General features: G+C 67.2%; 17 protein-coding genes. 9 read left to right on the top strand and 8 right to left on the bottom strand.

Translation table 11 applies throughout. The annotated features are described in order from the left end of the window. Window positions 1–76 precede the first annotated feature (76 nt). Window positions 77–613 (top strand): hypothetical protein, encoded by a 537-nt coding sequence (locus V6Z91_RS19625; RefSeq protein ID WP_338759975.1) that lies wholly within the window; start codon window positions 77–79, stop codon window positions 611–613. A gap of 113 nt (window positions 614–726) precedes the next feature. Here V6Z91_RS19625 and cadR read toward each other — a convergent pair whose 3' ends face one another. Continuing rightward, on the bottom strand, window positions 727–1,131 hold the full coding sequence (cadR, locus tag V6Z91_RS19620; RefSeq protein ID WP_338759973.1) for a Cd(II)/Pb(II)-responsive transcriptional regulator: 405 nt from the start codon (window positions 1,129–1,131) through the stop codon (window positions 727–729). A 73-nt stretch (window positions 1,132–1,204) separates the two neighbouring features. Here cadR and V6Z91_RS19615 point away from each other — a divergent pair, with 73 nt between their 5' ends. Continuing rightward, window positions 1,205–1,876 carry a cation transporter gene (locus V6Z91_RS19615; RefSeq protein WP_338759971.1) on the top strand — a complete coding sequence of 224 codons (672 nt, stop codon included), beginning with the start codon at window positions 1,205–1,207 and terminating at the stop codon, window positions 1,874–1,876. Window positions 1,877–1,962: 86 nt separating this feature from the next. On the opposite strand, the gene ppsA is transcribed toward V6Z91_RS19615, so the two are convergent. Continuing rightward, window positions 1,963–4,326, bottom strand: a complete 2,364-nt coding sequence (ppsA, locus tag V6Z91_RS19610; RefSeq protein ID WP_338771950.1) for a phosphoenolpyruvate synthase — start codon at window positions 4,324–4,326, stop codon at window positions 1,963–1,965. A 285-nt stretch (window positions 4,327–4,611) separates the two neighbouring features. Continuing rightward, window positions 4,612–5,565, bottom strand: coding sequence for a helix-turn-helix domain-containing protein (locus V6Z91_RS19605; RefSeq protein ID WP_338759969.1), 954 nt, complete (start codon window positions 5,563–5,565; stop codon window positions 4,612–4,614). Window positions 5,566–5,771: 206 nt separating this feature from the next. On the opposite strand from V6Z91_RS19605, the gene eat reads away from it, so the two are divergent. Genes eat through eutC form a run of 4 tightly spaced genes read left to right on the top strand, consistent with a single transcriptional unit; the run spans window position 5,772 to window position 10,199 of the window. After that, on the top strand, window positions 5,772–7,151 hold the full coding sequence (eat, locus tag V6Z91_RS19600) for an ethanolamine permease (protein WP_338759966.1): 1,380 nt from the start codon (window positions 5,772–5,774) through the stop codon (window positions 7,149–7,151). Further along, window positions 7,151–7,963 carry a TorF family putative porin gene (locus V6Z91_RS19595; RefSeq protein WP_338759963.1) on the top strand — a complete coding sequence of 271 codons (813 nt, stop codon included), beginning with the start codon at window positions 7,151–7,153 and terminating at the stop codon, window positions 7,961–7,963. Before eat ends, V6Z91_RS19595 begins: the two co-directional genes overlap by 1 nt. Window positions 7,964–7,993: 30 nt before the next feature. After that, the gene (locus tag V6Z91_RS19590) at window positions 7,994–9,385 is read left to right on the top strand and encodes an ethanolamine ammonia-lyase subunit EutB (RefSeq protein WP_338759960.1); all 1,392 of its coding nucleotides are present in this window, start codon (window positions 7,994–7,996) and stop codon (window positions 9,383–9,385) included. Between the two features lie 10 nt (window positions 9,386–9,395). Next, window positions 9,396–10,199, top strand: coding sequence for an ethanolamine ammonia-lyase subunit EutC (gene eutC, locus V6Z91_RS19585; RefSeq protein WP_338759958.1), 804 nt, complete (start codon window positions 9,396–9,398; stop codon window positions 10,197–10,199). Between the two features lie 6 nt (window positions 10,200–10,205). On the opposite strand, the gene V6Z91_RS19580 is transcribed toward eutC, so the two are convergent. The 5 genes from V6Z91_RS19580 to V6Z91_RS19560 all read right to left on the bottom strand — a co-directional run bounded on the left by V6Z91_RS19580 (window position 10,206) and on the right by V6Z91_RS19560 (window position 16,100). Continuing rightward, a complete protein-coding gene (locus tag V6Z91_RS19580) occupies window positions 10,206–11,429 on the bottom strand; it encodes a carbohydrate porin (protein ID WP_338759955.1) in 1,224 nt (407 codons plus the stop codon). A gap of 159 nt (window positions 11,430–11,588) precedes the next feature. Then, window positions 11,589–12,500, bottom strand: coding sequence for a carbohydrate kinase (locus V6Z91_RS19575; protein ID WP_338759952.1), 912 nt, complete (start codon window positions 12,498–12,500; stop codon window positions 11,589–11,591). Between the two features lies 1 nt (window position 12,501). Further along, window positions 12,502–13,452: a ribose ABC transporter permease gene (locus V6Z91_RS19570; RefSeq protein WP_338771946.1), complete on the bottom strand. Its 951-nt coding sequence runs from the start codon at window positions 13,450–13,452 to the stop codon at window positions 12,502–12,504. Window positions 13,453–13,599: 147 nt separating this feature from the next. Beyond that, on the bottom strand, window positions 13,600–15,108 hold the full coding sequence (locus V6Z91_RS19565) for a sugar ABC transporter ATP-binding protein (RefSeq protein ID WP_338759949.1): 1,509 nt from the start codon (window positions 15,106–15,108) through the stop codon (window positions 13,600–13,602). A gap of 50 nt (window positions 15,109–15,158) precedes the next feature. Further along, window positions 15,159–16,100, bottom strand: coding sequence for an ABC transporter substrate-binding protein (locus V6Z91_RS19560; RefSeq protein ID WP_338759946.1), 942 nt, complete (start codon window positions 16,098–16,100; stop codon window positions 15,159–15,161). Between the two features lie 381 nt (window positions 16,101–16,481). Between V6Z91_RS19560 and V6Z91_RS19555 the strand changes: the two genes are divergently transcribed. The 3 genes from V6Z91_RS19555 to V6Z91_RS19545 all read left to right on the top strand — a co-directional run bounded on the left by V6Z91_RS19555 (window position 16,482) and on the right by V6Z91_RS19545 (window position 21,321). Beyond that, on the top strand, window positions 16,482–17,525 hold the full coding sequence (locus V6Z91_RS19555; RefSeq protein WP_338759943.1) for a LacI family DNA-binding transcriptional regulator: 1,044 nt from the start codon (window positions 16,482–16,484) through the stop codon (window positions 17,523–17,525). 129 nt (window positions 17,526–17,654) lie between these two features. Then, window positions 17,655–18,953, top strand: coding sequence for a hemolysin family protein (locus tag V6Z91_RS19550; protein WP_338759941.1), 1,299 nt, complete (start codon window positions 17,655–17,657; stop codon window positions 18,951–18,953). Window positions 18,954–19,137: 184 nt separating this feature from the next. Beyond that, the gene (locus V6Z91_RS19545; protein ID WP_338759939.1) at window positions 19,138–21,321 is read left to right on the top strand and encodes a TonB-dependent siderophore receptor; all 2,184 of its coding nucleotides are present in this window, start codon (window positions 19,138–19,140) and stop codon (window positions 21,319–21,321) included. Window positions 21,322–21,626 lie beyond the last annotated feature (305 nt).

Raw genomic sequence — 21,626 nt, 5'->3', positions numbered from 1 at the left:
GGGCGCTGGCCAGCCATTGCGACATCCTATATACTGTATATCCATACAGCCCATAACAAGAACGGAACGCTGGCAGATGCTTGGCTCGACCTTTTTGGCGGACGGCGGCGCCGCCCGTACCGGCCGCAATGTCCCGCACGTGCGCGCGTATGCGAGCAGGCAGATATCCACGAGTCCGGAAGCCGAACAACACGGCATGCGCGAGCTGCGCCGGAACGCGCTGATGTCCCGCCAAGTGGAAGTCGGCATGATCTTCATGGAGATGCTGGGAATCGAGGATGCCCGTGCTTACTGGCGCGGGGCCGGGCTGTCCGAGCCGGTCATCGACCGGCTCGTCCATGGTCGTCCCGTACGGGCCGCGTCACTGCCCGGCGCCGTGGAAACGCCATCGCGCCCCGCCGCGGCGGACGAGCGCATCAGCCTGTTCTATTGCACGGCGGGGCGCCGCCAGGACCTGATCGGCGCGGCCGTCGTGCAGGCCGCGATTGCCATCCACCAGGAGCTGGGCCGCGATCGCGCGGAACGCATGCTGCGCCGGGAAGGCTTCGATGACGAAGCGATCGCGCGGATGCTGCTGCAGGATGGCGCGCGCCGGCAGTTGGTGCGTGCGTGAGAGCGACTTCGGCTCGTTGCCGGGCATACACGGCGCGTGGCGCGAAGAAGGCGGCGGGACGGTAAGCACGGGCTCGGCACTGTGTCGCCGAAAACCTTCATACGAAATTGAAACTAGGCTTGCGCTACGCGATCGGCGAGATCCTGCAATATCCCGCAGTCTTCCACCGAATGCGGATCGTTGCATTTGCGGCGTAATGAGATCAGCTGCGTCTCGAGTGTTCGCAGGGCGCTCATCTGTGACTGGATGGCGGCAATATGCTGATCCAGAAGGGCATTCACGCGTTCACATCCAGCCGACGGCCGTGCCTGCAGATCAAGTAACGTACGGATATCCTGCAGGCCGATCTTCAGGGACCGGCAGTGCCGGATGAATTGCAAGCGCTCAAGATGAAGACTGTGATATTCGCGATATCCGGAGGCTGTGCGTACCGGCTCCTCCAGGATGCCTGATTTTTCATAAAAGCGGATCGTCTCGACGTCGCACCCAGTCCTCTTTGCCAGCTCACCGATTCTCATGCCCTATCCTTCCAGCTTGACTCTGTAGTCGCTACAGGCTTTCTAATGCCACTATACCCTGATGGAGATTGCCATGTCCGCCTGCTGCTCTGGAGGTTGCTCCTCCGAAAAACCGCCTGTCGACGCGAAGTACCGCCGGATTCTCTGGATCGCCTTGTGTGTCAACGCCATCATGTTCGTCACGGAACTCTTCGGCGGAATCAGATCAGGCTCGGTCTCGTTGCTTGCCGATGCCGTGGATTTCTTCGGCGATGCAGCAAATTACGGGGTTTCACTGTTCGTGCTTGGGTTGACTCCCATATGGCGCCCGCGCACCGCCTTTCTGAAGGGAGTAACGATGGGTGGGTACGGGGTCTTCGTCCTCGTCGCCGCAAGCTGGAATCTTGTCAACGGGACCGTTCCAACCCCGGCAACGATGGGAATCATTGGTGCCATGGCATTGGTGTCCAATCTTGGCGTGGCCATGCTGCTGTACGCATATCGAAACGGTGATTCCGACATGCGCTCCGTCTGGCTCTGCTCCCGCAACGATGCGATCGGCAATGTTGCCGTGATGCTGGCAGCGCTCGGCGTTTTTGGCACGGGTTCGGGCTGGCCCGACATTGTCGTCGCGTGCATCATGGGCTTGTTGGGTGTTACCGCTGCACGAACCGTCATCACCCACGCACGCGCGGAGATGCGCAAGAAAACTCCTTCCTCCGAAGCGCAGTCTGTTTCACATACGGTTGAGCTGAAAAGGCACTGAGTCTGTGCGCACGGCGTGGACGGCCCAGGATTCCAGGCAGCCCGGCGGCCGAAGCCGGGCTGCTCCGGTCATGCGATTGATACCCGCTACCCGGCCGCCTGCTCCGCCAGCCGGCGCGACGTCTCGACCACTGAATCCGGGTTGAGCGACATCGACCCGATCCCCTGCTCCATCAGCCATCCCGCCAGCTCGGGGTGATCCGACGGCCCCTGCCCGCAGATGCCGATGTACTTGCCCTGCCTCCGGCAGGCCGAAATGGCGAGCGAGAGCAGCGCCTTCACTGCCGGATCGCGCTCGTCGAAGTCGGCGGCCAGCAGCTCCATGCCCGAGTCGCGGTCCAGCCCCAGCGTGAGTTGCGTGAGGTCGTTCGAACCGATCGAGAAGCCGTCGAAATGCTCGAGGAACTGCTCGGCCAGCACGGCGTTCGACGGCACCTCGCACATCATGATCAGGCGCAGGCCGTTTTCGCCGCGCTGCAAGCCGTTCTGCGCCAGCAGGCTCACCACCTTCTTCGCCTGCCCGACGGTACGCACGAACGGCACCATCAGCTCGACGTTGGTGAAGCCCATGTCGTCGCGCACGCGCCGCAATGCCTGGCATTCCATCTTGAACGCCATCGCGAAATCCTCGGCCAGGTAACGCGCCGCGCCGCGGAAACCCAGCATGGGATTTTCCTCTTCCGGCTCGTAACGGGAACCGCCGATCAGCTTGCGGTACTCGTTGGACTTGAAGTCGGACAGGCGCACGATCACGGGCTTCGGCCAGAACGCGGCGGCGATGGTCGCCACGCCCTCGGCCAGCTTGTCGACATAGAACGCACGGGGTGAGGCGTGACCGCGCGCGACCGATTCCACCGCCATCTTCAGGTCGGCATCGAGGTTCGGATAGTCGAGGATCGCCTTCGGGTGCACGCCGATATTGTTGTTGATGATGAATTCCAGCCGGGCCAGACCCACGCCGGCATTGGGCACGGACTGGAAATCGAAGGCCAATTGCGGGTTGCCCACGTTGAGCATGATTTTCACCGGCAACTCCGGTAGCGCTGTCGCGGCCACTTCCGTCACTTCGACGTCCAGCTTGCCCTCGTAGACCCGGCCCGCGTCGCCTTCCGCGCACGACACGGTGACCAGCGCCCCATCCTTCAGCACTTCGGTCGCTTCCCCGCAGCCGACGACTGCCGGCACGCCCAGTTCGCGAGCGATGATCGCCGCGTGGCAGGTGCGCCCGCCACGGTTCGTGACGATGGCCGCCGCCCGCTTCATCACGGGTTCCCAGTTCGGGTCGGTCATATCGGCCACCAGCACGTCGCCGGGCTGCACGCGCTCCATCTCCGAAGGATCGGCGATCACGCGCACCGGGCCGGCGCCGATCTTCTGGCCGATTGCGCGGCCCGTGGCCAGCACGGTGCCGGTCGATTTCAGCTTGAAGCGCTGCTGGCTGTCGGTCGCCTTCTGCTGCGACTTCACCGTCTCCGGGCGGGCCTGCAGGATGTACAGCTGGCCGTCGCGGCCATCCTTGCCCCATTCGATATCCATCGGGCGGCCATAGTGCTGTTCGATGATGACGGCATAGCGAGCCAGTTCGATCACGTCGGCCTCGCCCAACGAGTAGCGGTTGCGCAACTCCTTCGGCACGTCGACGGTGCGCACCGAGCGGCCGGCCTTCGCTTCCTCCGTGAACTCCATCCTGATGAGTTTTGACCCGATATTGCGGCGGATGATGGGAGACTTGCCCTGCTCCAGCATCGGCTTGTGCACATAGAACTCGTCGGGGTTCACGGCACCCTGCACCACCGTTTCGCCCAGGCCATAGCTGGAGGTGATGAATACCACGTCCTTGAAACCCGATTCGGTATCGATCGTGAACATCACGCCCGCCGCGCCCAGGTCGGAGCGCACCATGCGCTGCACGCCGGCCGACAGCGCCACCTCGGCATGCGTAAAACCCTTGTGGACGCGGTAGGAAATGGCGCGGTCGTTGTACAGCGACGCGAACACGTGCTTCATCGCGTCCAGCACATTGTCGAGGCCGATCACGTTCAGGAAGGTTTCCTGCTGACCGGCGAACGAAGCGTCCGGCAAGTCTTCGGCGGTGGCGGAGGAACGCACGGCGAACGACACTTCCGCCTCGGAGCCTGCCACCAGTTTTTCATAGTGCATGCGGATATCGCGCTCCAGCTGCGGCTGAAACGGCGTGTCGACGATCCACTGGCGGATCTCGGCGCCGGCCTGCGCCAGCGAGCGCACGTCGTCGACATCCAAGCCATCGAGGCGCCGCGCGATGCGATCGCCAAGTGCCGGCCCGCCGTCGCTGGAATGAGCGAGAAAATCGCGGAACGCCTGCGCGGTGGTCGCGAAACCGCCGGGCACGCGCACGCCCGCTTCGGCGAGCTGGCTGATCATCTCGCCGAGCGAGGCGTTCTTGCCGCCGACCGCTTCCACGTCGGTCATGCGCAGGTGCTCGAACGGAAGCACATAGGAGTATTCGTTCATGCTGAGGCCTTTGCTGAAGTTGGAAACCGTGCATACGCACCGGCAGCCGGCGCGGCAACGCGCTCCACGGCGGACGGGTAACGTATCGTGATAGGGAGAAGATGGCGGATCGCGGCATCGGGCGCTTGATCGCCAGTGCCAAGTTTTATACCGTTGCCGACGCAGCTGTCACGTTTCGCGGCATTGTCGCCAGCCGGGCGGCCGGTGGGAAGTGAATCTTTTGAACACGCCCATGAACGAAATTCATCGATCGGGCCCGCGCGAGGCGCTCCTGAGATAGGCCGATGGCGACTTCCCGAACAGCTTCTTGTAGTCGCTGGAGAACTGGCTGAAATTGTCGATGCCCCACTCCGCGGCCACGCGCCCGATGCCGCGCGCCCCGTCTTCGAGCAGCGTGCGGCGGATCGCGTTGAGGCGCAGCCGGCGCAGGTAGACGACGGGGCTGATGCCCAGCACGTCCTCGAAGCAGTATTGCAGCGTGCGGCGGCTCACGCAGGCGTGTTCGCACAGCTCGGGAATCGTCACGGCCCGGTCGCGGTGTTCCACCAGGTAGTCGCGCGCCTTCGCCACGATGGCGCGGCGGCGCTGCTCGCTGCGCAAGGTGGACGCCTCGATGCTCGAAGCGCCCAGCATCAGCAGCAGCGCATCGACCACGCAGTGCTGGGCTTCCTCGATGGAGGCGCCCGCGTGGTCGCCGCCCTCGCCCAGCAGCGAGGCGAGCGTGCGCAGGCAGGCGGTGCGCGCCGCCGGGTCGACGCGCAGGATCTCGGCGCCCTCGATCGCTCCCAGCACCTCCTCGCAGCCATTGCGCTGCGCGCCCTCCTCGCACAGCTCGCGGCTGACCACGACACCGAAGATATCGTGATCGCGCGGCGTGACGAGCTCGAACGCGCTGCCGCCCGGTCGCGCCATCACCGAGGCGCTGGCAGCCTTGCGCCCGTTGATGCGGCTTTCGTCCAGCTCCAGCGGCAGGCCGAACCACAGTGCGCCGGGGCGGACGCGGCACACCTGGTGCACCGCCTGGTTGATGCGCTCGCGAAACACCTGCACGCCCGGCAGGTGCAATTCGTCGAGGGCGCCGGCGAAGGCGCCGCAGGTGATCTGGTCGTAGACCTGTTCCCAGCCGGTCAGGTTGCGCGCCAGGTCGTCGGGGTCCTGCGCCGCCACGCGGCGCAAGCTGGTATCAAGTTGGTGCATGCCTGTATCACCTTGGAACAATGGTTGAACGATGCGCCGCGGCAATCCGTTGCAGGCAGGCCGCGTTGCCCTGAACTTTGCCGATTTCCACTAACGCTGGCGCCCGCAGCTTTTCTACACTCGGTACAGCAAGTTGTGTACCAAGGTGCGGTTGCAACAACTGCTCCAGCTTGCGGGACGATGGGGTAACCGATAAGGAGAAGCACATGAACAATGCAGGCACACCGGGCGCCCCGGCGCTCAAGCAGACACTGAGTACGGTCCAGCTATGGGGCATTGCCGTGGGGTTGGTCATCTCGGGCGAGTATTTCGGCTGGAGTTACGGCTGGGCTTCGGCAGGCACGCTGGGCTTTGCCGTGACGGCGATCTTCGTCGCCCTCATGTACACCTGTTTCATCTTCAGCTTCACGGAACTGACGACCGCGATCCCGCAGGCGGGCGGCCCGTTCGCCTACAGCAAGCGGGCGTTCGGCGCCACGGGCGGCTACCTGGCAGGCGCGGCCACGCTGATCGAATTCGTGTTCGCCCCGCCGGCCATCGCGCTGGCGATCGGTTCCTACCTCAACGTGCAATTCCCCGAACTCGATCCCAAGTGGATCGCCGTGGGCGCCTACCTCGTGTTCATGACCCTGAACATCGCGGGCGTGCAACTGGCGGCCACGTTCGAACTCTTGATCACCGTGCTGGCGATCGCCGAACTGCTGATCTTCATGGGCGTGGTGTCGCCCGGCTTCTCGATGGCCAATTTCGTACGCGGCGGCTGGTCCGGGCAGGACGGCTTCAGCACGGCCGCCATTCCCGGCATGCTGGCGGCGATCCCGTTCGCGATCTGGTTCTTCCTGGCCATCGAGGGCGTGGCCATGGCGGCCGAGGAAGCAAAGAATCCGCGCCGCTCGATCCCCATCGCCTACATTGCCGGCATCCTCACGCTGGTGGCGCTGGCGATCGGCGTGATGGTGTTCGCCGGCGGCGTCGGCGACTGGACCAAGCTTTCGAACATCAACGACCCGCTGCCCCAGGCCATGAAGACCATCGTCGGCGCCGACAGCGGCTGGCTGCACATGCTGGTCTGGCTCGGCCTGTTCGGCCTTGTGGCGTCATTCCACGCCATCATCCTCGGTTACTCGCGCCAGATCTTCGCCCTGGCCCGTGAAGGCTTCCTGCCGCGCGTGCTGGCCACCGTCCACCCGCGGCTGCGCACCCCGCACCTGGCCGTGCTGGCCGGCGGCGTGGTCGGCATCCTCGCCATTTTCAGCGACCAATGGGTGAGCTTCGGCGGGCAGACGCTGACGGCCAATATCGTCACCATGTCGGTATTCGGCGCCATCACGATGTACATCGTCAGCATGCTGAGCCTCTTCAAGCTGCGCCGCACGGAGCCCGACATGGTGCGGCCGTGGCGCGCGCCGCTGTACCCATGGTTCCCGGCATTCGCCGTCGCCGCCGCCGGTGTCTGCCTGGTGACGATGATCTACTACAACTTCCTGATCTTCTGCGTCTATCTCGGCCTGCTGGCCGTCGGCTACGCCGTGTTCCTGCTGAGCCGTGACAAGCGCCCCGCCCCAACCATCGTGGAGACCATCTGATGCGCCGCCCCTTCGCCAAACCGTTCCTCTCGCTCGCCGTTTCGCTTGCCCTTTCCCCGCTGGCCGCGCACCACGCAGCCGCCCAGGAAGCCCCGTGGGCACTGTCCGGCAACGTCACGCTGGCCTCGGACTACCGCTTCCGCGGCCTGACGCAGACGCAGAAGCGGCCCGTGATCCAGGGCACCTTCGATGCCGTCCACGCCAGCGGCCTGTATGCCGGCCTGTTCGGTTCCAGCGTGTCCAACGCGGCCTACAACAATGGCAGCGGCACGGAAATCGACGTGTATGGGGGCTACCGTCATGCCTGGGGCGACGGCAACAATATCGATGCCGGCATCGTCACCTACTGGTTCCCCAGCGCCGGCTACCAGCTGCAGGGCCGGCACATCGACTACGACACGCAGGAAGCCAAGCTGGCCGTCAACCTCGGCAGCTTCAACGTCACGGGCTGGGTGGGCCTGTCCAAGCACTGGTTCGGCTTCGCCGCCGATCCTGTCAGCGGCCAGCAGGTGAAGACGCGCGGCACCGGCTATATCGAAGTGAACTGGTCGCGCGAACTGGCGCCCGGCCTCGTGCTGGCCCTGCACGCCGGCCGGCAGCACTTGCGCCACCTGGGGGATTATGATTTCAACGATGCGCGGATCGCCGTGACGAAGACCTACAAGCAATGGTCGTTCAGCCTCGCGGCCATGCACAACGACGGCGACGCCGACCGCGCCGGCGTGCCGATCTGGACCTTCTTCGATGCGGACGGGCGCGGCAAACATGTGGCAGGATCGGCACTGGTGATCAGCGCGTCGCAGAATTTCTGATCTCATCCATAGCACGGAGCTGAACGCATCATGCCTGCATACAGTCACACCGTGGGCCCCAGGACCTACACCTTCGCCAGCCTGCGCGAGCTGATGGCCCGCGCCACGCCGGCCCGCTCGGGCGACCACCTGGCCGGCGTGGCGGCCGGCAGCGCCGAGGAGCGCGTGGCGGCCCAGATGGCACTGGCCGCCCTGCCCCTCACCACGTTCCTGAACGAAGCCGTGGTGCCGTATGAAACGGACGAGGTCACGCGGCTGATCGTCGACGAGCACGACGCCGCAGCCTTTGCCCCCGTCCGGCACCTTACCGTCGGCGACTTCCGCAACTGGCTGCTGGGCGACGCCGCCGACACGGCCGCGCTGGCCCGGCTTGCGCCAGGCATCACGCCCGAGATGGCGGCCGCCGTGTCGAAGATCATGCGCATCCAGGACCTGGTGCTGGTAGCCCGCAAGTGCCGGAACGTGACACGCTTTCGCAACACGATCGGCCTGCCCGGCACCCTGTCGACGCGCCTGCAACCAAACCACCCGACCGACGACCCGTCCGGCATCGCCGCCAGCCTGTTCGACGGCCTGTTGTACGGCAATGGCGACGCCGTCATCGGCATCAACCCGGCCACGGACAATGTGCCGCAGGTGATCCACATCGTGACGATGCTCGACGAGATCATCGCCCGCTACCGGATTCCCACGCAATCGTGCGTGCTCACGCACGTGACGAACACGATCGCCGCCATCGAACGGGGCGCGCCCGTCGACCTGGTGTTCCAGTCGATCGCCGGCACGCAGGCGGCCAACGCCAGCTTCGGCATCGACCTCGCGCTGCTGGGCGAGGCGCGCGCGGCCGCCCTGTCGCTGGGCCGCGGCACGGTCGGCGACAACGTGATGTACTTCGAGACGGGCCAGGGCAGTGCCCTGTCGGCCGGCGCCCACCATGGCGTGGACCAGCAGACGTGCGAGGCGCGCGCCTATGCGGTGGCGCGCAGGTTCCAGCCCCTGCTGGTGAACACGGTGGTCGGCTTCATCGGCCCCGAATACCTGTACGACGGCAAGCAGATCACGCGCGCCGGCCTGGAAGACCATTTCTGCGGCAAGCTGCTCGGGCTGCCGATGGGTTGCGACGTGTGCTACACGAACCATGCGGAAGCGGACCAGGACGACATGGACGTGCTGCTGACGATGCTCTGCACGGCCGGCTGCACGTACGTGATGGGCATTCCCGGGTCGGACGACATCATGCTGAACTACCAGACCACCTCGTTCCACGACGCGCTGTATGCGCGCCGCGCGCTGGGCCTGCGCCCGGCTCCGGAATTCGAACGCTGGCTGCGCGATCTCGGCATCTTCACGGGCGACGGCGACGTGACGCTGGGCCGCACGCTGCCCGCGCCGTTCGAACGCGCCCTGCTGCAACTGTCCTGAAGGAGCAACGATGTCGGACGATCTCGGCAACCCCGACCCGTGGCAGGCGCTGCGCCAGTTCACCGCCGCACGCATCGCCCTCGGCCACGTGGGGGTGAGCCAGCCCACCGCCGCCCAGCTGGACTTCCAGCTCGCCCATGCGCGGGCGCGCGATGCCGTGCACCTGGAACTGGACAGCGCGGCGCTCGGCAGGCAGATCGAAGCCGCGTGGCCGGAAGCGGGGCCTATCCTGTCGCTGCACAGCGCGGCGGAGAACCGGCATGTCTATCTGCAACGCCCCGACCTCGGCCGGCGGCTGGACGATGCCTCGCGCGCCCTCGCCATGCCGGGGCAGCCGGGTCCGCGTCCCTTCGACCTGGCCTTCGTGGTGGCCGATGGCCTTTCCGCCCTCGCCGTCATGCAGAACGCGGCGCCGTTCCTGGCCGCGCTGCGCTCGCGCCTGCGAAGCGAATCCTGGTCGCTGGCGCCGGTCTCGATCGTGCGGCAGGGCCGCGTGGCCGTCGGCGACGAGGTGGGCGAACTGCTCGGCGCCAAAATCGTCGTGGTGCTGATCGGCGAACGGCCCGGCCTCAGTTCGCCGGACAGCATGGGCCTGTACATCACGTGGGAACCGGCCGTGGGCCTGACCGACGAGCGGCGCAATTGCATTTCGAACGTGCGGCCGGCCGGGCTGCGCTACGAGGAAGCGGCAGGCCGGCTGCATTACCTGCTGGCGGAGGCGCGCCGGCGGCAGCTGACCGGCGTCGCGCTGAAGGACGAGAGCGGCGCCGCCGCTCCGCTGCCCGACGGCGGCGGCAGGCGCTTCCTGCTGTGAGCGCGCTTACCAGTTGTTCTCGAACGCGAGGCCGACGGTGGAGCCCCTGAAGGCGGTGCCGAAGATGCCGCCCGCCGATAACGGATCGCCACTGGCCGCCGCCGCGCGGGCGGCGGCGTTCCAACGGGCGTGCGTGAAGAACAGCCGCAGTTCGGGCCGGTCGAAATAGCGCCGGCCTGAAGACAGCGCCACCGCGCCCGTGAACTTGGTCAGCCGCCGCGCGTCGCCGTGCTTCGGCGCGACCCGGTCGTGACCGATGTCGGCCAGCAGTTTCACGTGGTCGGTAACGCCATAGGACATGCGCCCGCCCGCGCTGGCCCAGGTCTTCTCCTTCGCCGGATCGTGCGCGGTATCGCGTTGCCAGAGCAGGAGGAGCTCGCCGCCAAACCGCGGGGTGACCTGCGCCTGCCAGCCATCCATGATGCGCAGGCGATGCACGTCGCTGCCGTTGGCGGTGTCGCCGGTAGCACCATTGTCCGCGCCCGCGCCGGTGCCCCACTGGAGCACCAGGCGGTTATCGCCCGCGCCGAATACGTTCTTCTGGCGGTGCTGCACGGTGATCATCGAGCCGCCATGGCGCTGTTCGCCGCCGTTGCCGTGGATGAGCGTGAGGCCGAGTTCCAGCGAGCCGCCGGGATTGACCTGCCAGCCGCGCAGCTGGAAGTCGTGCCGGCTTGCCGTGTCGCCCACCTGCATGTTCGGCATGGTTTCCCGGTCGTCGTGCAGGAAGGCATAGCTCACCTGCAGGCCGCCCACGCGCACGTTCTCGATGCCGCCGCCCAGGCCAGAAGGGTTCCAGTACATGAAATCGGTAAGGTGCATCGATTCGCGCTTGTAGTAGCGCCGGCCGGCCCACAATGTCGCGCCACCGAGGCTGGACATGTTTTCGATGGCGACGTAGGCTTGCGGCAGGCCGACGTCCCACCCGCCCTGCGGCCGGGCGGCATTGCTGGACGCTGCCCGGTTGCCCAGGTTCAGCATCGCGTAACCCTTCACTTGCCCGTCCGCGCTGTCGAGCAGGCGCTGGCCGAGCAGCAGTTCGCCATAGACGCCGCATTCATTGCCCAGCCGGTACTTTGCCTCCGCGCCGGCCAGGCCGAAGCAGGTTTGCCCGCCCGAGGCGGAATTGACGCCGGCATGGGCGCGCAGGTACTGGTCGATATCGAGGGCAGCCGCCGGAAAGGCCGGGGCGAGCGCGAGCAGCGCCGCCGCGATGTGCTTCATGCGCATGATGTCTCCTGATGGTTTTATGGTTGTCGGGCGCAGCGAATCCCGTCCCGCCGCGGCAGCAGTGCGCGGCGGGTTGCGTGGTGCGAAGCGGGATTGCCGGGCCGTTCCGGCCAACGGCCGGAGGCTGCGCCGGCGGTGGCGCCGGCGCCTGGCGGGTCGTCAGTCAAGCATGGCGTCGACTTCCCGCGCCGACGGGGCATACGGCCCCGGGTGCATGGCCGCCACGGCGGCCACCGTGGCGATGCGCGCGAGTTGGCGGTGCGCCGGCATCTCGGGATACAGCAGCTTGCCGCTGATCCAGCCCGCCATTGCCGCGTCGCCGCAGCCGACGGTGTCGGCCACGTCGACGCGGCGCGCCGGCGCCTCCAGCACGTGCTCCCCGCGGATCAGGCACAGGCCGCGGGCACCGCGCGTGAGCAGGATTTCCGCATCGGGCGCTATCGCGCGCAGCTCGGCCACCGCGTCGCGCGGCGCCAGCCCCGGAAACAGGCCTTCCAGGTCTTCGTCGGACACCTTGATGTGATTGGCGATCGCCACGACCTGCCGGAACACCGGCTGGTAGGATGGGTCGCGCATCTCGTTGCGGAAATTCGGATCGAAGGCGATGCGCCGGCCGGCGCAGCGCGCCGTGAGGGCCTGCTCCACGAGCCGCTGCGCCAGCGGCGGGCGCGCCAGCGCCAGCCCGCCCAGGTGCACGATCTCGGCATCCTCGATCCAGCCTTCCGGCAGCCGCGCCGGCTGGAAGTGCAGGTCCGCGCTGTTCTCGCCGAGGAAGACGTAGCGCGGCGGATGGCGCGACGTCACCATGGCGATGAACGGCGGCGCGTCGGCGCGCTGCAGGAAGCGCGCATCCAGGCCGGCCTGCGCGCCCGCCTCGGCGATCTCGTCGCCGAAGATATCCTTGCTGACGGCGCCGGCATAGCCGGTGTGCACGCCCAGCCGCGCGCCCACGCGGGCCACGTTCCAGCAGGAGCCGCCGGGATGCGCGTGCCAGGTGCCGTCGTCCTGGCGGATCATGTCGGTCAGCGCTTCGCCGAAGACGACATAGCGGGGGAATCGTCCGTCTGCCATGTCAGTTCGCCTGTTGCTGGTGACGCCATTTGTCCAGCATCACGGCCAGCACGATGACGGCGCCCTTCGCCACGTACTGCCAGAACGAGGACAGGCCGAGGATCGTCAGGCCATTGTTGAGGAGCGCGATGATCAGCGCGCCGATGACCGTGCCCCAGATCGTGCCGACGCCGCCCATCAGGCTGGTGCCGCCGAGGACCACGGCGGCAATCGCATCGAGCTCGTAGCCGGAGCCCCAGTTGCCGTTCGCGCCATACAGGCGGCTGGCCGACATCGCGCCGGCGGTGCCCGCGCACAGGCCGGAGAACGCATACACGAAGACCATCACCACGCCGACCTTGATGCCGGTCAGGCGTGCCGCCTGCGGATTGCCGCCGACTGCGTAGATGTGCATGCCGAGCACCGTGCGGCGCAGGATGAACCAGGCGGCCAGCACCAGCGCCGCGGCCACCCACACCAGCCAGGGCAAGCCGGCGAAGGAACCGTTGCCGATCCACTCGAAGCTCGGGATCTCGCGGTTCAGGATCGTGGTGCCGTCGGCCAGCAGGTAGGCGGCGCCGCGCAACGCGGTCATGGTGCCGAGCGTGACCACGAAAGGATTGATGCGAAAGACCGCCACCAGCAGTCCGTTCAGCAGCCCCATGCCGAGGCCGGCGGCCAGGAAGACGGGTAGCGACAGCGCCGGCGCATTGCCCGGCAGCGAGGCGATCATGCCGAGCACCGCCGAGACCGCGAGCACGGAGCCCACCGACAGGTCGATGCCGCCCGTGAGGATCACGAAGGTCATGCCGGTGGCCAGCACCAGGTTGATCGAGGTCTGGCGCAGCACGTTCATCGTGTTGGCCGAGGTGGCGAAGTTGGAGATGCCGTCTTCCGCGAAGTAGCCGGTCAGGAAATAGAACACGACCCACAGTGCGACGAGCACCGGGAACATGCCGAGCGTGGCGAACATGCGCGAGCACGCCGGGCCGATGCCGCCGATGCGGCTTTGCCCGGCCGGGCGCCGCGCCGCGTTGGACGCAGCCTTGGCTTCGCCACCGGGGCTCGGTGACAGCGACGATTGAATGGTGTTGCCGGAATTGATGAGCATGATGTCTCCTTATGCGGCCTGGGCCAGGGTGGCCAGCGCCATGATGTTTTCCTGGGTGATGCGTTCGCCGCGCAGTTCGCCGGCCATGGCGCCTTCGCGCATGACCAGCACGCGGTCACAGATGCCGATGATCTCGGCCAGCTCGCTCGAGATGCACAGCACGGCGACGCCGGCGTCCGCCAGCTCGTGGATGATCCGGTAGATCTCGTGCTTGGCGCCGATATCGACGCCGCGCGTGGGCTCGTCCAGGATCAGCACGCGCGGGTTGATGGCCAGCCAGCGCGCCAGCAGCAGCTTTTGCTGATTGCCGCCGGACAGGCCGCCGATGATGCCTTCCGGCCCGGCGCCCCGCGCGGAGAGGCGGGCGATGGCGTCGCGCGTGACGCGCAGCAGCGCCCCCTGCCGCAGCACGCCGCAGCGCGCATGCGCGCCGAGCACGTTCATCGTCACATTGGCCAGCAGTGACTGTTGCAGGAACAGGCCCTGCCCCTTGCGGTCTTCCGGCACGTAGGCGATGCCGAGGCGGATGGCATCGGCGGGCTCGCGGATCGTCACCGCCTCGCCGTCCACCTCGACCGTTCCGCCGGCCATGCGGTCGGCGCCGAACACGAGCCGCGCGAGTTCCGTGCGGCCCGCGCCGACCAGCCCGGCGAGGCCGACGATCTCGCCGGCCCGCACGGCGAGCGACGCCGGGTGCACCTTCGCGCCGTGCACGCCGGTGAGCTTCAGGCGCACCGCGCCGGCGGCGCGCTTGCCGGCGTGCTCGTAGAAGCCGTTCAGCTCGCGGCCGACCATCATGCGCACCACCGTCTCGGGCGTGGCTTCCTCGCGCGGCAGTTCGCCGACCCAGGTGCCGTCGCGCAGCACCGTCACGCGGTCGGCCAGCATGCGCACCTCGGCCATGCGGTGGCTGATGTAGATGATGGCGATGCCCCGATCGCGCAGGCCGCGCATCACGTCGAACAGGCGCCCGGTCTCGCGCTCGGACAAGGCGGCCGTCGGCTCGTCCATGATCAGCACGCGGCTTTCGTGCACCAGCGCACGGGCGATCTCGACCTGCTGCTGGTCGGCGATGGACAGCCCGCAGGCAAGCCGGGTCGGCGCGAAGGTGGCGCCAAGGCTGCGCAGCACTTCCGCGGCGCGCCGGTTCATGCGCGCCGTATCGACGGTGCCGAAACGGCCGCGCGGTTCCGCGCCCATGAAGATGTTCTGCGCCACGGTGAGGTTGGGCGCCACCGACAGTTCCTGGTAGATCAGGTTGATGCCGCAGGCGCGCGCCTCGGCCGGGCAGGAAATGCGTACCGGCTTGCCGGCCACGCGGATCTCGCCCGCATCGGGCTGGTAGACGCCCGCCAGGATCTTCATCAGCGTGCTCTTGCCGGCACCGTTCTCGCCCATCAGCGCGTGGATCTCGCCAGGCCGGATGCAAAGCTGGACGCCGTCGAGCACCGTGACGGCGCCGAAGCGCTTGCGGATGCCGGACACCTCCAGCACCGCTTGTTCAATTGCTGTTGCCATGTCTCCTCCGATGAGGTGTTGCAGGGGGATTGCGCGGGAAGCGCGAGAGGCTACCGGCTGGCCCAGCCCTTGTAGGCAGCCACGTTGTTCCTGGTAATGGCCGGCGTGGGAATCAGCACGGTCGGGTTGGCCGGCCGCTTGCCCTGCATGATCCCGTAGCCGATCTCGATGGCCATGGTGGCCATCTTGTACGGGTCCTGCGCGGCCGTGACTGCGAAGATGCTGTTCTTCGACTTGAGCGCCGCCTCGGCGTCCGGCGCGCCGTCCACCGATGCCACCATCTGCACGTCGGCGCGGCCAGCCTGTTTCACCGCCAGCTCGGCACCGATCGCGGAAGGATCGTTGATGGCGAACACGGCGTCGATCTTGCGGTGCGCGATCAGGAGGTTCGTCATCACTTCCATGCCGCCATCGAGGCTGCCCTTGGCGTCCTGGTTGTCCGAGACGATGCGGATGCCCGTACCTGCCAGGGCTTGCTTGCACCCGGCCACGCGGGCGATCACGGCGGTCACGGGTGGGCCGTTGACGATCACCACATTGCCCTTCCCTTTCAGCCGTTCGACGATGCGCTTGCACGACTCGACGCCGGCCATCGTGTTGTCGGACATGATCGTGGCATCGGCATTGTCGGCCCCCACGTCGACCGCCATCACGACGATGCCGGCGTCGCGGGCCTTGCGCAGCACGGGAGCGATGCCTTTCGGGTCGGTCGCGTTGACGACGAGGATGTCGACCTTGTTGGCGATGAAGTTCTCGATCTGGCCGACCTGGGTATGCAGGTCGTACTTGCTGGAGACGGTGGTCACCTTCACGCGCGGGCCGGCGATGTTCCTGGCCGCGTCGGCGGCGCCCTTGCCGATGGCCACGAAGTAGGGATTGGCGAGGTCGCTCACGGCGACGCCGACGGATTTCAGGGGCCGCTGGGCGCTGGCCGGGCCGGCCAGCGCCAACGCTGCGGCCGCGATGCAGGCGGCGAGGGCTTGTCTTTTCATTGCAGTGTCTCCGGTTAATGGGGCGAGCGGCGCGAGCGCGCCCGCGGCCTGTGGCGCCACTGTCCGGCGCCGGGCTGTGATTCTGTCGTCACGAGCAAACTTTACACGTGTCGACTTTTTGACGTCAACCGGTTTTTTCCGTGCTGTTGCCGAGGGGATCTGGCGCTAGATTCCGCAGGGAAAAATCAGTTGGCGGTGCGCTCCGTTCCCGTGCCACCGTGCCCGGCAATTCCCATACCGGCAAAGATGCTGCACTGATGTTGCGCACAAGTATTTGCGCTATGATAGGGAAGCTGTCGCGGTATCGCCGGCGCCGGCCATGGATGGCAACGGGCTTCTGGCCGTTGCCCGGGAACTTACCTTACACGAGTCAAGTCACGCATGAAGAAAGCCCAGAATGGCCATGCCATCCGCCCACCGGCCACGATGCACGATGTCGCCGCGCGCGCCGGGGTCTCGCGCGCCACCGTCTCGAAGTATTTCAACGACGGCGACGGACTGAAGCCGGACACGCGGGCCCGCATCCTCCAGGCCTGCCAGGAACTCGAATACGTGCCGGACCCGCACGCGGTGAGCCTTGTCAGGGGCCGGTCGCGCACCGTCGGCGTCGTTCTGCCCGTGATCAACGAACCCTTCTTCGCCGAAGCGCTGCGCGCCATCGAACAGAAGGCCAAGGCGCTGGCGATGGATGTGATCATCCAGTGCTCGTACAACGATCCGGCCGAGGAAGCGGCGGCGCTGCTGACGATGCGCTCGATGAAGGTGGCCGGCGTGGTGCTGACCGCCGTCGCGTCGCGGGACAACCTGGACCTCCTGCGGCGGCTCGAGCAGGAAATGCGCATCGTCTACCTGGACAGCTACGTGCACGAGGACTGCAACTTCGTGATGAACGATAACCGGCAGAGCATGGCGATGCTGACGCGCTACCTGCTCGGCCGTGGCCACCGGCCTGCCTACCTGGGCGCGCCGCCGGTCGCGCATCCCTCGCCGGCGGAAAGGCTGGCCGGTTACCAGGAAGCGATGGCGGAAGCGGGCATGCCGCCGCACCTCGTGCCCGCCGGCACCCAGCCGTCGTGGGATTTCGAGGGGTATGCATTCCGCCACGTGCTCGACTGGCTCGCCACCGGCGCGTTCAAGCGCGCCGGCATCACCGCCCTCGCCTGCGGCACCGACCGGCTGGCGATCGGCGCCATGTCCGCCTGCCGCAAGTTCGGCCTCGAACCGGGCAAGGACATCGCCATCGCCGGGCATGACGACCTGCCGATCTCCGCTTACCTCCATCCTCCGCTCACCACGTTCAGGCAAGACGTCGCGGCCATCGGCATCGCCGCCATGGAATGCGTGCAGGCGCAGCTCGACGGCGACGATACGGCGCCGTGGCGCAAGCGCTTCACGGGCGGGATGGTGCTGCGCGAGTCGGCCTAGCCGCAACCGGCGCCGTCCTCGCCGGGCGAGCCGGCCGGCGCGCGCCAGCCGGCTCCGGTTGCGACCGCCATGCCCAGCAAATATACTGGCAGCAACGACCGCCCGCCGGTCATCCTTGCCAGGTGCCCTTTGAGTCTGCTGCAAAACGTCCTGTTGCTGGTCCTGCTGGTGCTCGCCGCAGGTTTCCTGTCCCTTACCGAGATCGCGTTCGCCGGCGCGCGCAAGATCAAGCTCAAGCTGCTCGCCGAAGCGGGCGACGAGCGCGCCCTGAAGGTGATGGCGCTGCAGGCGCAGTCGGCCGACTTCTTCGCCGCCAGCCAGATCGGCCTGAACGCCATCTCCATCATGGGCGGCATCGTCGGCGAAGGCGCGCTGCGCCCGCACTTCATCGGCTGGATCTCCACCTTCTACACCGGCCCGGCGCTGGACAATATCGGCTTCGCCGCCTCGTTCATCACCGTCACGTTCCTGTTCATCCTGTTCGCCGACCTGATGCCGAAGCGGCTGGCGATGATGGCGCCGGAACGGATCGGGGTGCTGCTGATCGAACCCGTTTCGCTGTTCATCCGCATCTGCAAACCGCTGTCCTGGCTGATCAACTCGGCCGCGAACATCATCTTCCGCATCTTCAAGATCGACACGGCCCGCGAAGACAGCATCACCTTCGACGAGATCTCGGCCGCCGTGGAAGCGGGCGCCCAGGCCGGCGTGCTGCAGAAGCAGGAACAGCATTTCATCGAGAACGTCTTCCAGCTGGAGTCCCGCTCGGTCGCCTCGGCGATGACGACGCGCGACAACGTGGTGTACTTCAACCTGAAGGAAAGCGAGGAAAGCATCCGCCAGAAAGTGGCGTCGTTTTCGAAATTCCCCGTGTGCGACGGCTCGATCGACCGCGTGATCGGCTACGTGGACACGCGGGACATCCTGGTGCGCCTGCTGCACAAGCAGGCCCCCGTGCAGCTGAACGAACTGACGATCCGCACGGTGCCGATCATCCCCGACACGCTGACCCTTTCCGAGCTGCTCGACCGCTTCCGAGCCAGCAAGGAAACCTTCGCCGTGGTGATCAACGAATATGCGCTGGTCATGGGCGTGATCACGCTCAGCGACATCATGCTGACGGTGATGGGCAGCTGGGGCAACACGCCGGACGAGGACTTGCAGGTGATCCAGCGCGACGACGGTTCGTGGCTGATCGACGGCGGCACGCCGGTCGAAGACCTGAAGCGCACCTTCGGCCTCGAAAGCCTGCCGGAAGAAGAGAATTACGAAACCGCCGCCGGCTTCATGATGTACATGCTGCGCAAGGTCCCGAAACGCACCGACAGCGTGGAGTACCACGGCCTCAAGTTCGAAGTGATCGACGTGGACCATTACCGGATCGACCAGTTGCTCGTCAAGCACGTGGCGCCGAAGGAAGGCGGCTGAGCGGCCGGGCGCCGCCAGCAATCGGCACACGCGCAGGCCGGCACGACGCGTGCCGGCCTGCTGGGCTTATTGATAACGCACTCGCAATATCATAAACTCGCGGTTCGCAGCCGAGCCTGGACCTGGGGCCGGTACCGTCTTCAACCGCTACGCCGGGACGCAAGTCTCCGGCCGAACCCCCATCATGAAGAAAAAGAACGTCCTTCCCCTTCTGGCCAGCGTCATTGCCGCCGGTCCCGTGCTGCCGGCCCGTGCCGACGAGCAGCCGATCGCCACCGTCACCATCACGGCCGCCCCCAGGCCGGCGTTCAACGCCGTGGCCGACGCCGGCTCGCGCCTCGGACTGACTCTTGCCGAAACCCCGGCATCGGTCGAAGTGATCGACCGCGCCCTGATGGAGCAGCGCGGCGCGCGCACGCTCGAGGATGCGCTGGGCGGCGCCGTCGGCATGACGGTGGGCGGCAACCCCGGCTCGCCCGGCGTCGCGTCGACCCGCGGCTTCACCGGCGGCTTCCTCACCTACCTGTACGACGGCATGCGCATCTCGACGCCAACCATGTCGACCCGCCCGCAGGACAGCTGGAACTATGAACGCATCGAAGTGCTCAAAGGCCCCTCTTCCGTGCTGCACGGCGAAGGCGGCATCGGCGGCGCGGTCAACTTCGTGCCGCGCCAGGCCCGCCGCGAAGCCAGCGCCGAAGCCCTGCTGTCCGCAGGCAGCTACGGGGCACGGCGCGCGGCGCTCGGCCTGGGCGGCCCGGCCGGCAGCGACAGCGCCTGGCGCGTCGACGTGAGCCACAACCGCAGCGATGGCTGGATCGACCGGACCGGCCAGCGGCTCACGCATCTGACGGCGGCCTGGCACACCACGTTCCGCCCCGGGCTCACGCTGGACCTGTCGCTGGACCGGCTGCGCGACGACGTCGGCGCCTATTACGGCACACCGCTGATCCCGGCGGCGCTGGCCGGCGCGCCGACCGGCGCCGTCAGCGACCCGACCGGGCGGGTCATCGACCGCCGCGTCGCCCGCATCAACTACAACCTGCTGGACAGCGTGATGGATGCCGACAGCCTGTGGCTGCGCGCGAAAGTGGGCTGGCAATTCACTCCCGGCTGGACCCTTCGCAACGAGCTGTCCCGCTACGATGCCGACCGCCTTTGGCGCAATGCGGAGAGCAATGTCTTCGCCGCGCCGGCCAGCGTCGTGCGTACGCAGAGCCACGTCGGCCACGAGCACCGGGTCTGGAGCGACCGCGTCGATCTCGGTTACCAGGGCACGCTGGCTGGCATGCGGCACCGCTTCGTCGCCGGCGCCGAGCTGACCCATACCGCGTTCGCCAGCGACCGCCGCTTCTCGGACGGCTCGGCCGCCACCCGCGCGGCACTGCTGGTCGACCTGTTTGCTCCGTACCAGGGCTACTACGACGACAGCATGGCATTGACGACCGGCGCCGGCAACCGCGTCATGCTGCGCACGCGGGTACGCACCGCCGCCGTCTTCGCCGAGGATGCGCTGACGCTCGTCCCCGGCCTGACCGTGGTGACCGGCTTGCGCCACGAAACGATCCGGCTCGAAAACGAGGCCGACGACCGCAATCTCGCCGCCACGAGCGGGTTCTCCAGGCGCTACCGGCCGTCATCCGCGCGCGCCGGCGTGGTCTGGGAAGCACGGCCCGATACGGCGCTGTATGGCCAGGCCGGCACCGCGGCGGCGCCCGTGGGCAGCTCGAACCTGCTGCTGATGAACGCCAGCAACGCGGCCTATCCGCTTACCCGGGGCCGCCAGATCGAGGCCGGCATCAAGCAGAGCCTGCCGGCCCGGCGGTTCGACTGGAGCGCCGCGCTGTACCGGCTGGAGCAGACCGACGTGCTGTCGCGCGATCCGGATCGGCCGAACATCACGGTCAACAATGGCAGGATCTCGTCGCGCGGCGTCGAGCTGTCGGCAAGCTGGCAGGCCAGCGGCGCGCTGAGCATTGCGGGCAACCTTTCAGTGCTGGACGCGCACTACGACTCGCTGGTCGAGACCGGCGGCGTGTCGCGGGTGGGCAAGGTCCCCGTCAACGTACCCGAACGCACCGCGCGGCTGTGGAGCGACTACCGCATCGCCCGGCTTGGCCTGGCCGTCGGCGCGGGCCTGAGCTATACCGGCGCGCGCTATGCGGACAATGCCAACACCGTGCGGATGAACGGCCATGCGCTGGCCGATGCCCATGTCAGCTGGCGTGCCCGTCCGGCCACGGTGACGCTGCGGGTGCGCAACCTGGCCGACCGCCTGTACGCCAAGTGGACCGGTTCCAGCGCCGCGAACCAGATCGTGCTGGGCGAGCCCCGCACCGTCGAGCTGACGGCCGCATTCGACCTTTGATGGCGCCGGCAGGCGCTTCGCCCGGCACGGCCGACGTCGTCCCCACGGCAGGCTGGAAAGCCGGTGGCAGCAGGACCGTGCCGGGGAAAAGCCATACGATCGTCTCAGCCGATACAGGCGAATCAGGCACAGGTGTCGCAGCCGGACGATGCGATGGCGCCCGCCCGCAGGCGCCGTTCCACGGGGAACGCCGCACCGGCCGTGCGCCCGCCGCCGGAAATTCGTTGGCACGCGTGTTGCTGTGCTCTCCTCACCACAACAAGGAGACACATGATGAACGACTCTTACCCCGATTCACCCCGCAC

The sequence above is a fragment of the Massilia sp. METH4 genome (assembly GCF_037094685.1).
Lineage (GTDB): Bacteria > Pseudomonadota > Gammaproteobacteria > Burkholderiales > Burkholderiaceae_D > Rugamonas.
The sequence above is the reverse complement of the archived record's forward strand: the minus strand, read 5'-3'. Positions and strand labels throughout refer to the sequence as shown.